The organism is Paenibacillus sp. XP01 (genome assembly GCF_057364885.1).
Map to the genome: position 1 here is coordinate 4,783,364 of NZ_CP139481.1, position 13,426 is coordinate 4,796,789.

Annotated in this window: 11 protein-coding genes; 3 read left to right on the forward strand and 8 right to left on the reverse strand. The window is 53.5% G+C overall.

The features are described 5' to 3' along the window. Positions 1–154: 154 nt before the first annotated feature. The 4 genes from ptsP to aroA all read right to left on the reverse strand — a co-directional run bounded on the left by ptsP (position 155) and on the right by aroA (position 5,904). The gene (gene ptsP, locus SNR34_RS21510) at positions 155–1,915 is read right to left on the reverse strand and encodes a phosphoenolpyruvate--protein phosphotransferase (RefSeq protein ID WP_236416500.1); all 1,761 of its coding nucleotides are present in this window, start codon (positions 1,913–1,915) and stop codon (positions 155–157) included. Next, positions 1,912–3,792 (reverse strand): glucose PTS transporter subunit IIA, encoded by a 1,881-nt coding sequence (locus tag SNR34_RS21515; RefSeq protein WP_236416502.1) that lies wholly within the window; start codon positions 3,790–3,792, stop codon positions 1,912–1,914. Before SNR34_RS21515 ends, ptsP begins: the two co-directional genes overlap by 4 nt. Positions 3,793–4,137: 345 nt before the next feature. Continuing rightward, positions 4,138–4,572: a CoA-binding protein gene (locus tag SNR34_RS21520; protein ID WP_236416503.1), complete on the reverse strand. Its 435-nt coding sequence runs from the start codon at positions 4,570–4,572 to the stop codon at positions 4,138–4,140. A 36-nt stretch (positions 4,573–4,608) separates the two neighbouring features. After that, positions 4,609–5,904, reverse strand: a complete 1,296-nt coding sequence (gene aroA, locus SNR34_RS21525; RefSeq protein WP_486180145.1) for a 3-phosphoshikimate 1-carboxyvinyltransferase — start codon at positions 5,902–5,904, stop codon at positions 4,609–4,611. A gap of 151 nt (positions 5,905–6,055) precedes the next feature. Between aroA and SNR34_RS21530 the strand changes: the two genes are divergently transcribed. After that, entirely contained in the window at positions 6,056–6,361 is a 306-nt protein-coding gene (locus SNR34_RS21530) for a rhodanese-like domain-containing protein (protein ID WP_236416505.1), read from the forward strand. Between the two features lie 55 nt (positions 6,362–6,416). On the opposite strand, the gene SNR34_RS21535 is transcribed toward SNR34_RS21530, so the two are convergent. From SNR34_RS21535 to SNR34_RS21545, 3 genes are all read right to left on the reverse strand, one after another. Next, complete coding sequence (locus tag SNR34_RS21535; protein WP_236416506.1) at positions 6,417–6,926, reverse strand: shikimate kinase; 510 nt, start codon at positions 6,924–6,926, stop codon at positions 6,417–6,419. Positions 6,927–7,241: 315 nt separating this feature from the next. Further along, positions 7,242–8,651, reverse strand: a complete 1,410-nt coding sequence (gene gndA, locus SNR34_RS21540; protein WP_486180146.1) for an NADP-dependent phosphogluconate dehydrogenase — start codon at positions 8,649–8,651, stop codon at positions 7,242–7,244. 203 nt (positions 8,652–8,854) lie between these two features. Continuing rightward, the gene (locus SNR34_RS21545) at positions 8,855–9,454 is read right to left on the reverse strand and encodes a hypothetical protein (RefSeq protein WP_236416508.1); all 600 of its coding nucleotides are present in this window, start codon (positions 9,452–9,454) and stop codon (positions 8,855–8,857) included. Positions 9,455–9,667: 213 nt separating this feature from the next. On the opposite strand from SNR34_RS21545, the gene SNR34_RS21550 reads away from it, so the two are divergent. Next, positions 9,668–10,291, forward strand: coding sequence for a YktB family protein (locus tag SNR34_RS21550; RefSeq protein ID WP_339273509.1), 624 nt, complete (start codon positions 9,668–9,670; stop codon positions 10,289–10,291). Between the two features lie 93 nt (positions 10,292–10,384). Here SNR34_RS21550 and SNR34_RS21555 read toward each other — a convergent pair whose 3' ends face one another. Next, positions 10,385–11,683 (reverse strand): MFS transporter, encoded by a 1,299-nt coding sequence (locus SNR34_RS21555; protein ID WP_236416510.1) that lies wholly within the window; start codon positions 11,681–11,683, stop codon positions 10,385–10,387. 201 nt (positions 11,684–11,884) lie between these two features. Between SNR34_RS21555 and SNR34_RS21560 the strand changes: the two genes are divergently transcribed. Then, positions 11,885–13,360: an aminotransferase class I/II-fold pyridoxal phosphate-dependent enzyme gene (locus tag SNR34_RS21560; RefSeq protein WP_339278445.1), complete on the forward strand. Its 1,476-nt coding sequence runs from the start codon at positions 11,885–11,887 to the stop codon at positions 13,358–13,360. Positions 13,361–13,426 lie beyond the last annotated feature (66 nt).

Genomic DNA, 13,426 nt, shown 5'->3' on the forward strand with positions numbered 1-13,426 from the left:
TGACATCGCAACTTGGTTGACCGTCTGAAAACGCATATGCCAAACAGGCCGGACCGCTCCTTTTGCCCTTTAAAAGGCGTTTTATGGATGGCGGCCAATAAATGAACGAGCACCCAACCCGGTTTGGCTAAATCGGGTTGGGTGCTCGTCGTTTTTACGATGCATTCGAATCGTTTTGTTCGTCAGGACTGCAATTGGCGTTATTGAAGGCTTGCAGCCTCTCCTCGATCTCTTCGCTAGTGCGAAGGCCGAAACATGCTCTCGCCGTTTCTTTCGCTGTGCTAGCCGTCGTGTTCAGGGCCCGGTGTTTGACCCGCAGGAGAGACTGGGGCGACATGCTCAAATTGAAAATGCCAAGCTCCAGCCAGAGCGGTATGGACCGCTCGTCTCCCGCCATTTCACCGCAGACGCTGATTCCGATTCCCGCACGGTGCGCCGCTTCCGCCGTTGTGCGCAGCATCCGCAGCACCGCAGGATGATACGGATGGTACATGTGGGCAATCTGTTCGTTCATGCGGTCAACGGCGAGGACATACTGTACCAGGTCGTTCGTGCCGATGCTGAAAAAGTCCGCTTCCTCTGCCAGCAAGTCGGCAATCATGACGGCGGCCGGCACTTCGATCATGATGCCGACCTGAATATGCGGATCGTAAGGCAATCCGCGCTCATCCAGATCATGCATCGCTTCGCGCAAAATCGCATTGGCTTGTCTGAGTTCTTCCACGGAAGAGATCATCGGATACATGACCTTGACGTTGCCGGCAGCGCTGGCACGCAAAATGGCCGTAAGCTGCGTTTTGAACAGGTCTCTACGGTCCAGGCTTATGCGAATGGCACGATATCCGAGGAATGGATTATCTTCTTCAGGCAATTCAAAATAGTCCAACTGCTTGTCTCCGCCGATGTCCAGCGTTCGGATGACGACAGATTGGCCTGCGGTTTTTTCCGCAACAAGCCGATACACCTCATATTGCTCCTGCTCGCCAGGGAACGTCGCCCGGTCCATGTACAGAAACTCGGTCCGAAACAGTCCGACCCCCTTCGCTCCGTGCTTCAGCGCAAGCTCCAGTTCTTTCACGGAGCTGATATTGGATGCCAGGTGCAGCGTTTCTCCGTCCTTCGTAACGGCGTCCACCGTGGCAAGCACTTGCAATTGCTCTTTTTTCTTTTGCTGCTGGGCGCGGAGCACCGTATACCTTTCCACCGTTTTGCGGTCAGGCTCCGTAAACACCAAGCCGTTATCGCCATCCACAATCAGCAGGTCTCCGGTCTCCACCGGCATGCCAAGGTTCGCTTCCAGTCCGGAAACGAGCGGTATGCCCAGTGCGCGGGCCATGATGGCCGAGTGAGACGTTTTGCCGCCAATCAAGGTCACGATGCCCAGCACGTAGGTTGGATTCAGATGCGCCAATTGGGAAGGCGACAGCTCCTTCGCCACCAAAATGTACGGCTGGGTATCCGAAGGAAGCGTAATTTCGGGCGCTCCCAGCAGATGCTTCAGGAGCCGATTGCCGACGTCCTTGATATCGATGGCCCGTTCCTTCATGTATTCGTCATCCAACAGATCGAACATGGTGACGAAATGGTCGATCGCTTCTTTGACCGCCACTTCGGCCGCCTTGTACTGACGTTCGATGATCCCGCGGATTTCGTTCATGAACACCGGGTCTTCAAGGATGGCCAAATGGGCATCGAAGATGCTCGATTCCTCCGGACCGACCACTTCCTTGAACTCGTTTTTGATGTTTTCGATCTCGTCCTTCGATGTCCGTATTCCCTCATACAGTCGTTCGAATTCCTGGGCAAGGTCTACCGAGTCCATCTTCTGATCCGGCAGGTCCCACTCCCAGCTGGGCAGGACAAATGCTTTGCCGATCGCTATCCCTGCAGCGCCATTGATGCCTTCTATCTTCATTCTACCCCTCCAACGTTCCTGTCATAGAGCACCACGGACATAACGGATGCCTGACCTTTCTTGACATGCTTGAACGGAGCAAAGCTCCAGGACTTGACGCGATCCGGATTGGTGATCACCATCGGTGTCGTTAAGGACGCCGCTTCGGTCCGCAGCTTCGCGAGATCGAAGCGGATGAGCAGCTGCCCCGGCTCCACCGTGTCCCCTTCCTGCACAAGCGCTTCAAAACAGCCTTTCAATTGCGAAGTGTCGATGCCGATATGCAGCAATACTTCCAAACCTTCCCGGGTCGAAATGCCGAGTGCGTGCATGGTCGGATAGAGATGCATGATCGTCCCGTACACAGGGGAAACCAATTCCCCTTTTTCAGGTACAAATGCAACGCCGTCACCCACCAGTTTGGCCGCAAAGATCTGATCCGGCACTTCTTCGATCGGCAGCATTTTGCCTTGAACCGGGGCGCAGAACAGCACCTGCTGCAAATCCCGCTCAAGCAGCTTTGCGATCTCTTCCCGGATCAGCTCCGAATATGTACCAAACACCACTTGCACATTGCCGCCGCCCAGCTTGATCAGGCCCGCGGAGCCCAAACTCTTCATCGCTCCCGTATCGATAAGCCTGTCATTGTGAACCGTCAGCCTCAACCGGGTGATGCATGCCTCCACCTGCACGATGTTCTCCTTGCCTCCCAATGCTTCCAGCACAAGGGGAGCCTGGTAAGGAATGTTGCCCACCCAATCTTCCAGCACGGAGCCTTCCTCGCGGCCGGGTGTTGGAATTTTGAACGTGCGAATAGCCCAGCGAAACAGGAAATAATACACCAATCCGTAAAGAATGCCGAGCGGAATCAGCTTCCAGGCATTTTCGGACAGATGGAAATTGATGATGTAATCGATGATACCCGCCGAATAGGAAAACCCGTGGCGTATGTCCAGCCAGTATCCCATCCACATGGCGATTCCCGACATTACGGCATGCACAATAAACAGATAAGGTGCCGCAAACAGAAATGCAAACTCGATCTGCTCCGATACCCCTGTCAGGAAACACACTAACGCAGACGTCAAAAACGTCTTTTTGATCTTGGGCTTGAGATCTTCCCTTGCTTCCTGAATGATGGCAAACGCGATCGCGGGAATCGCAAACATCATGATCGGAAACAGTCCTGCCATGAAATATCCGGCGGTCGGATCACCCGCAAAAAAACGCGGCAAATCCCCCTGAACGATATGGCCATCAGGTGTCTGATAGGTGCCGAGCTGGAACCAGAACACGTTATTGAGCAGATGGTGCAGCCCAAACGCCACGAGCACCCTGTAGAGCACCCCGTAAATGAACAGCCCGAACCCGCCCAGACTGTACTCCCACGAAGCGATCACATTAAGCCCGTTTTGAAGAATGGGAGCAATCCACAGCATAAAACAGGAAAACAAGGCCGAGCACAGCCCCACGATCAGCAAAACAAACCTGGAACCGCCGAAAAATTGCAAAATCTCGGGCAGTTTAATGCTTTTAAACCGATTATGCGTAACCCCGGCGAGCGCGCCAAGGATGATTCCGATTAATGAAGCAGGCTGAACCGTCCCGTCCCCGAAGTGACGAATGACCTGATCGTAAATCACGATGCCCGCAAGCGCGGCAAGCCCCGCCTGTCCGGCTTGATTGGAGAGGCCAAGCGCTACGCCGACGGCAAACATGTAGGGCAAAAAATAAAAAATACCGCGTCCAGCCACGGTAGAAATCTCGCCAACAACGTTCAGTCCCCAGGCATCCCAGGGCAAACTGCCAACGCTGAGCAGAATCGCTGCGGCGGGCAAAACCATTGTGGGCAGCATGACTGCCCTTCCGAGCTGCTGCAAGGACCCGAGCCAATTCATGGCGTCCTCTCCTTTCTATCCTTGATGGTAAGCTTTACGGAACGTTTTGTCAAAACAAAACGAGTGCGTGCCAAAAATTAAAACATCCCTTGCGACACATGTCAAAAAGGCCGTATCCTCGTGCGGTTTGCCTTTGGCATCGGCACTCACTTCAACGCTTACCCGAAGCAAAAATTCCTCTCCTGCCTAACCGGTCATTTCCTTGGTCCGGAAGGTTTCGCAACGCCACCTTACGGATGCGAAACCCCGCCAACCTTGGGGGGTCAACGGGGTTTCGACAAGCGGTTTATGAACCTGTTATTCGCAGGGCACAAGTCACAGGGCTGCCTTCAACATGAAAAGGCCTTAACCTCTTCCGGCGCTCCGCAGTGCGTAATCTTCCACTTTGATGCAACGATTCGTAACAGCCGTCATGCCGTTGTCGGCTGCAATCTGCACGGCTTCGTCACTATGGATTCCGAGCTGCAGCCAAAGCACATTGGCATGGATGGCAGCTGCTTCGCGGGCAACGTCGGCGCAAAACTCGGCGCGGCGGAAAACGTCCACGATGTCAACGGGCTCCGGAATATCCGCCAGAGAGGCATACACCTTTTCACCAAGAATCTCGCCACCACTTGCCTGCGGATTGACCGGAATGATCCGGTAACCTCTGCTCTGCAGTGCTTCCGCAACCAAGTAGGAAGTCCGGTCCGGTTTGTCCGACAGACCGACAATCGCGATGTTGCCTGCATTGCGCAAAATGTGTCCGATCTCTTCACGTGTAGGGTTGTTGAATTCCATGCAAAGCACCGTCCTTTTCAGCAAACGTTTGTTATGTTATCCTTCTACCCATTCCACCGAGGCTCCAAGCGCCCGCAGATGGTCGAAGTATTGAGGATAAGACTTGGCTACATGATGTGCGTCCCGAATACGAATCGGCTGTTTGGCACGCAGGCCTACCACCGTCAGTGCCATAATTACGCGATGGTCGAAGTGGGCATTGATCTCCACGCCGCCCTCCACGCCTTCAGGACGTCCATGCACGATAATCTCGGCTTGGCGTTCCTCCACATTGGCACCAGCCTTGCGCAGTTCGTTCAGATAATCCGTAATTCGGTCGCATTCCTTGTAACGCAGGTTCTCTACATTATAAAACCGGGAGGTGCCTTCCGCAAATACGGCCGCCGCGACCATCGCAAGCACGGCATCCGTTGCCGCATCGCCATCGAATTCCACGGCCTTCAACTTGCCGTTGCCCTGTACGTGAACGACATGGTTCTCATGCGTCAGCGGCACTTCCATCATGCGCAGTACGTCCACGATGGCGCGCTCTCCCTGTTTGCTTTGTTCCATCAAACGCTGGATCTTCACGTCCGATTGCGTAACTGCCGCTGCGGCGAGCACAGCTGCAGACCCGGGATAATCCCCCTGAACGGTATACGTTTGCGGTTGATAGGACTGGCCGCCCGGCACCCGGAAAGACATGTAGTCATCGCTCGCGTGGATCACGATCCCCGCCTGCTCAAGCACTTCGAGCGTTTGCCCGATGACAACCTTGGATTTCAAGTCGTTCAGCACCTCGATCGTGCTGTCTTCCGCCAGAAGCGGCGTTACGAAAAGCAGTGCGCTCAAATATTGGGAGCTGACGGAACCGGATACGCGGATATGACCGCCTTTCACATGTCCCCCCTTGATCGTGATCGGCAGGCGTCCTTGCTCGTGCTGAACTTCGACTCCCATTTGGCCGAGCGCATCGATCAGGTCGTCATGCGGGCGTTTGCCGAGCGATTCCGGATACGTGTTCACGAACGTCACCTCAGGGCAAAGCGCGGATACCCCCATCAGAAAGCGCAATACGGCTCCCGCGTTCCCCACGTTGAGTTCGCGCACGTCGCGCGGGTGTTTGCCAAAACCTTGGATCACGATTTTGCTGTCGTCTTCCTCCAGCACGGCGCCAAGGTCGCGAATACATCTGCGCATCGCATCGCTGTCCTCGCTGTGGGCAGGGAAATGAATGGTGCTTGTGCCTTCTGCCAGTGCTGCGGCAAGCAAGTAACGCGTCGTGTAGTTTTTCGAAGACAAAGCTCCGATGTCCCCTTTCAGGGTAGGTGTCGGTTTAACGATAACGTCCATCGATTAAATTCTCCTTCATTGATCAGATTCATTCGAAATAAGGTGCAATGCTGATGTCGATAACCACAATCGGCTGCAAGCCAAATTGACATTTCACCTGCCGCTTCGTATCATTATAGGCGTTAAGTCCATACAGAAAAGAGGACCTGAAATGACACAAATCGCTGAAATTCTGCCTTCCGAACTGCGCAGCCGCCTGCAAGCCGGCGAGAAGCTGCAGATGATCGACGTCCGCGAGGACGAAGAAGTCGCCCTGGGCATGATCGAAGGCGCCAAACATATTCCGCTCGGACAAATTCCGGACAGATTGTCCGAAATCGAGAAGACGGGCGAAATCGTCTTGATCTGCCGCAGCGGCTATCGCAGCGAGCGTGCCTGCGAATACTTGCAGCAGCTTGGCTACGAAGGATGCACCAACATGGTTGGCGGCATGCTGCAGTGGCAGCAGGAAGAATAGAGTGGATCAGGAACGGGCCGAAAGGCCCGTTTTTGTTTCCGGAACATTTACAGGCTTAGACGCGGTAATGCGCTAAAATTAAACGGGTCACTTCAGCGGCGGATAGCTCGGTTGTATCCACGGTGTGATGTGCGAAAAGGTACGCGTCTTTCCGCTCCTGCATAATGGTACGAATTCGTTCCTCCGCATTGCCGGCAAGCAGCGGACGATGGTCTGAGCCGCCGATGCGTTCGACAATGGCTTCGGGATCGGCCGTCAAGGCGACAACCCAGCCTTGTCCTGACATCTCGTCACAGTTATCCTGGCGCAGCACGATGCCGCCGCCCGTAGCGATGACCTGTGATTCGCTCGCGAGCACATTGCGGAGCACCCGGCTTTCCGCATCCCGGAAATACACTTCTCCCTTGTCTGCAAACATCTCGGGAATCGTACAGCCTTCCTCTTTCTCTACCTCGGCATCCAGATCTACCAGCTGATAACCAAGCTCATTTGCCAGCATCTCCGCCACGGTTGACTTGCCGGTACCCATCATGCCGATAAGAATAATATTGTTCGACTTGCTCAAGGTGTACACTCCTTTAATTCCAAGCAACTCATGGACACTTTTGTTTGTCCTATCATAACACACCCCCACGGACTGGGGAAGTCGTTTCATGGACCGGGACTGGCGCCTGTCATTCCGGTCAAGGATGTTCACCCGCGCTTGCACTGAAAGGGATGGGACAGATGCACATTTATGCCGCCTGCGTGTGTACTTCACTCCAAAAAGGCCTGGAGCCGTCCGGCATTGCCGGAACTCCAGGCCTTTCGCCGATCCATGCGCGGGAATCAACGTATGGATCGCAGACATTCGATTCGTCCAAAAACCAAAGAATGCGTATTATTCCATCCAGTTGTGGTGGAACGAGCCTTCTTTGTCCACGCGTTTAAACGTGTGCGCGCCGAAGTAGTCGCGCTGAGCCTGCAGCAGGTTGGCCGGCAGACGCTCTGTGCGGTAGCTGTCGTAGTAGGACAGCGCGCTGGAGAAGCCCGGTACCGGAATACCTTGCGTTACCGCTACGGATACCACTTCGCGCCATGCATCCTGGTACGATTCCACGATGTTCTGGAAGTAAGGGTCGAGCAGCAGGTTTTTCAGCTCGGCATTGTTGTCGTACGCTTCCTTGATGTTTTGCAGGAATTGCGAACGGATGATGCAGCCGCCGCGGAAAATCATCGCGATGTTGCCGTATTTCAAATCCCAGCCGTACTCGTCGGAAGCTTCGCGCATTTGTGCGAAGCCTTGGGCATAGGATACGATTTTACTTGCGAACAGCGCTTTGCGCACGCTCTCGATGAACGCAGCTTTGTCGCCTGTGAAGGCGGACGCGGACGGGCCGTTCAGGATTTTGCTTGCCGCTACGCGCTCGTCCTTCATGGCGGACAAGAAGCGCGAGAATACGGATTCCGTAATCATGGACAGCGGTACGCCCAGATCCAGCGCGCTTTGGCTTGTCCATTTACCCGTCCCTTTTTGTCCGGCAGCATCCAGGATGACGTCGACCATCGGTTTGCCTGTTTCCGGATCGTATTTGGAGAAGATGTCGGCCGTAATCTCGATCAGGTAGCTGTCGAGTTCGCCTTTGTTCCACTCCGTAAAGATTTCATGCAGCTCTTCGACCGAGACGTTCAGCACGGATTTGAGCAGGTGGTAGGCCTCACCGATCAACTGCATATCTCCGTACTCGATGCCGTTGTGCACCATTTTTACATAATGTCCGGCACCGTCTGGTCCGATGTATGTACAGCAAGGATCGTCGCCTACTTTGGCGGAAATCGCCGTCAGGATCGGTTCGACGAGTTTGTAGGCACTTTCCTGTCCGCCCGGCATGATTGCAGGGCCTTTCAGCGCGCCTTCTTCACCGCCGGAGACGCCTGTGCCGATGAAGCGGATGCCTTTATCTTCCAGCTCTTTGCTGCGGCGCTGCGTGTCAGGGAAGTAGGCATTTCCGCCATCGATGATGATGTCGCCTTCGTCCAGATGAGGCAGCAGCTGTTCGATCGTTGCGTCCGTTGCGCTGCCCGCTTGAACCATGATCAAAATTTTGCGCGGGGATTCCAGGGATGCCACGAACTCTTCGATGGAGAACGTGCCTGTCAGGTTTTTGCCTTCCGCTTCTTTCAAGAGGTCGTGCGTTTTCTCCGGGGAACGGTTGAATACTGACACCGTAAAGCCTCTGCTTTCAATGTTAAGGGCCAAATTTTTTCCCATGACTGCAAGTCCGATTACGCCGATCTGTTGTTTAGCCATCTGGTCCTCCATCCTTTAATCCACTGTATTTTTGGGTTTAGAGTTGTCTCCCGACAACACTCTCATTTTAACGGTTTTACGCATGGAAGTGAACCCTGTCCCCCTTGCCGACAAGGCGAAAACACCTCAATCCGTTGAGGTGTTCATCGTATAGTCATAAATCGAAACCTCCCGCCACTCTCATACATCCAATAATTGTATATTTAACCTTCCATCATCAGCAATTGTCTGGAAAGACGTTCCAGCGTTTCCCGACAAGCAGCCGCTTTGTCTGCATTGCCTGTCAGCAGGGCGGCGTGCAGCCGCTCCAGTTCATCGTCAACCTCCATACGCAGCAGCATTAACCGCTCTTCGCCTTCATGAGAGAGAAACATTTCCTCCATATCCTCCGCCGTCGGGGCGGGTCCCTTTTGGAAAATGACGCGCTGCTTGAAGCCGGTCACCTCGACAAGCCGGATCACTTCGCCAAACAAAATGTTTTCCACGGTCATTTGATGGTCCTTGAACCGTTTCACCACGGCATGCCCGCGCGTGTCGCCAATCAGCTTCTCCAGCCACTCGGCCAGCTTGGCGTCTTTGATGATGTAATCGCCCGTCATTTTGTAATTGCCGCTGCGCGTATGTTGAAAACGGAGCTTCACGAGCTTGCGCCCTGTGCGGACAGAGAGAATGATGAAGGATTCGTCCTCGCTCCAATATAGTGAATACCCTTCTCGGATCAGGTCTTTGATCAAGTTCTGGATATGCCGACGGTTGAACCGCAGCTCCACATTGCAATATTCAACTTCGTAACTTTTGTTCACGGCATTCCCCTCCATCTATATCGGTTTGTTCCGGCCGTTTCCGCATCCCTTCTTCAAGTTGGCTTACCCTATTTTATACTTCATTTTATGTAAGGGTACTTGGTTAGTTGACTATTTTTCGCCCAATCGGCCCGAATGGATTGGATCCATTGGACGAGCCGGGGCAATCCCCCGGATTTCATGATATAATGGACGCGAAACGGAGGTAATCAGATGACTTTTTCGGGGTTTAACGATAACGATTTTGATGTTTTCCAGATACCTGGACTGGAACCGCGTATGGAAATGCTGATCGAGCGGGTACGGCCGAAGCTGGAAACGATCGGAGCAGAGCTTGCTCCGTACCTGACGGAATTGTGCGGGGAGGAAATGTTCGTGCATGTGGCCAAACACGCGCGCAGAACCGTCAATCCGCCTATAGATACATGGGTGGCCTGGGCTTCCTCCAAACGTGGATATAAAGCATTGCCACACTTTGAAGTGGGTTTGTTTGGCACGCATCTGTTCGTCATTTTCGCCATCATCTACGAGAGTCCGAACAAAGCGGCATTTGCCGAAGGGCTGGAGCGCCAGTTGCGGGAAGTACGCCGGTTCATGCCGCAGGGTTACTATTGGTCCATGGACCATATGTCGCCCACAGGTACCCTTCAGCAAAATATGCAGGATGAGGATTACGATAAAATCATCACCAAGCTGAAGACGGTGAAAAAAGCCGAGGTGATGTGCGGCCTGCGTATTGAGCGCGATGATCCGCTGGCGGCAGACGGCGAAAAGCTGCTTGAAACCGTGCGTCAAACGTTCAAAACGTTGCTGCCTTTGTATAAAATGTCATTTTAGCCGGCTGTCGGACATGCCGGCTTATAATCAAAAAAGCTTCCGAGCCTTTACCTGGCCGGAAGCTTTTTTGATTTATCCAGTTTGTCCCCTGCCTTATTTGGCCGGCACGGTTCGATACGGCTTCCGCGAAAGCACAAAATGCACCGCCGCCAATGAAGCCATCACCACCGCGCTGGCGATAAACGGAGCCGGGTGACCGACGTGGTCCCAGAGCAAGCCGGATACGATGGGGCCTACCACCATGCCCGACCCTTGAAGGGTAAGAAAGAAACCCCAGATGGCCCCTCGCTCTCCCTTGGGAATCAGCGTCGCCACAAAGGTGTTCCAGGCCGGCAAAATCATGGCATAGCTAACGCCAACCAGCATGACGATGCCGAATACAACCGGAATCGAAGTGATGGAGGCAAATGCCAGCAAACTGGCTGCAGCGAGCAAAAAGCCCATGTTCAGAAACAGGGATGTACCGAACCTGTCCACCATTTTGCCGACGGGCAGCAGGGCCAGCACCGTAATCCCTCCGCCCGCCACCAGCAGCAGGCTGTACAGATTCGGCGAAATATGCAAGTCCGTACGCGTATACAGCGTAATGACCGGGCTGAGCAATCCAATGACGAAGGATTGCATGAACAAGGCCGGATAGACGAGCGGATTTACGTTTAAAGTGTCACGCACCCGCTGCAATGTTTGCTGCACACTTTTCTTGAGCCGAAACAGCGGTGTGAACAGATGAGGTTTCGCCGGCACGTTTTTCTGTCTCCCTTTGTTCGCAGCCTCTGAATGCTCTCCCTCCACGACTACATGTCCTGGCAAGATCATGGCGACAAGAATGACCAGGACGGCACAGCCCAGCAGCACGAGAAAAATGGTGCGGTAATCGTGATGCGTCCGCTCAAGCAGCCAATTCATGCCAACAGGGCCGAGCCCCGTGCCGCCAAGCGCAGCCATCTCCAGCGCGCCCATCGCAGTCCCGTTTTTGTTCTGGGGGCCGGACATTGCCGTTACTCCTGTCATGGCGCACGGCCATAACGGAGACGTGCCGATGCCGAGAATCAGGCAGGCCAGCGACAAGCCGAATGAGCTTTTGAAAAAAATAATCATGATGAGCGCAAGGAGGGTGCACACTAATGCCGTCACCATCGTTAGGCGAAAACCGATTCGCTCGGCAGCCCATCCTGACGGGGCACGAAACAAATTATCTCCCAAATATTGCAAAGCAAAGGCTACGCCGATAATCCCGGCGGACAATCCAAGGACGCTCCCCATGTATACGGGAAGGACGGCGACGAGCAGCGCCCCTTTAATGACCTCGACCAAAAACAAGGTCAGCCACATGGCGATAAAAAAAGGCGTGCGCAAAATGTTGGTCGGTTTGGTTGCTGGTTGTGGTTGCATGTTTTTCCCCTTTCAGCGTTCATTCGTTGGCTTATGGACCCGCCTCAGGCGAACAAATTCGCCCAAATCCTTGTAATTTGAAATTTTGTCATAAGGATTGCTTGCATTCGGTCCCACATTTGCTATACTCATTTTTGTTTGATATAAAGTTTCCTCATGAAACTGAACCCATTTTAATGAAGAAAGGTTGTGACAGCACTGATGGATCACCGCCGTACGCCGCTGTTTACCGCTTTAACCAATCACGCGGCACTCAATCCGGTGCAATTTCATATTCCGGGACATAAAAAAGGATTGGGAACGGATACCGAGTTTCGTGAATTTATCGGCGATAATGCCCTGTCCATCGATTTGATCAATATCGCTCCATTGGATGATCTCCATCAGCCTACAGGCGTCATTCAGGAAGCGCAGATGCTGGCCGCGGATGCCTTCGGAGCCGATTATACCTATTTCAGCGTACAGGGCACAAGCAGTGCCATCATGACCATGATTTTGTCAGTATGCGAACCGGGCGATAAAATTATTGTACCCCGTAACGTGCATAAATCGGTCATGTCAGCCATTATTTTCTCGGGAGCCAAACCGGTATTCGTCTCTCCCGCACAAGACGCAAATCTGGGCATCGACCACGGAGTAACCGTTCGTTCGGTCAGGCGTGCGCTTGAGCGTCATCCAGACGCCAAGGCATTGCTTGTCATTAATCCGACGTATTTCGGCGTATGTACAGATCTGAAGGAGATCGTGGAGCTGGCGCACAGCTACCAGGTTCCTGTGCTTGTCGACGAGGCGCATGGCGTGCTGATTCATTTTCACGAGGACCTGCCGCTTTCTGCGATGGCTGCCGGAGCCGATATGTCCGCAACGAGCGTGCACAAGCTGGGCGGTTCCATGACACAGAGCTCTGTATTGAACCTGAACACCAAAAACGGGTTCGTGAACCCGCAGCGTGTACAGACGATCCTCAGTATGCTGACTTCAACCTCAACATCATATATTTTGCTGGCTTCATTGGACACGTCCAGACGCAATCTGGCACTGAATGGCCACGCTATGGCACAGAAAGCCATCGATCTGGCTGAATTCGCCAGAAGAGCCATCAACGACATCGACGGATTGCACTGTTTCGGCAGAGAATTGCTTGGAACGGAAGCAACCTTCAACATGGACCCGACCAAGCTTACGATCCATGTTCGTCATCTGGGCATTACCGGTTATGAGACCGAAAATTGGCTGCGTGAGCATTACAATATCGAAGTCGAGCTTAGCGACATGTACAATATTTTGTGTCTCATCACTCCGGGTGATACGGACGAATCGGTCGACATTTTGCTGAACGCGCTGCAGGATCTGTCCCGTACGTATTACCAGGTCAACCCGGCGCATGAACTGGTCGTCAAAGTACCTGACATCCCGCAATTGATGCTCACTCCGCGTGATGCCTTCTACGGCGACACAGAAGTTATTCCGTTCAAGGAGTCTGCGGGACGCATTATAGCGGAATTTATTTATGTGTATCCTCCGGGCATTCCGATTCTGTTGCCGGGCGAGGTCATCACGCAGGAAAATATCGACTACATTGTCGATCACGTCGAAGTGGGCCTGCCCGTAAAAGGACCTGAGGACCGCAGCGTTACAAATGTTAAGGTGATCGTGGAAGCCGACGCGATTTTCTAATCGATCCTCATGCTTCTCTCACGACAAGACTGCTCAAGACCAGGCCATCAGGCCTGGTCTTTTTAA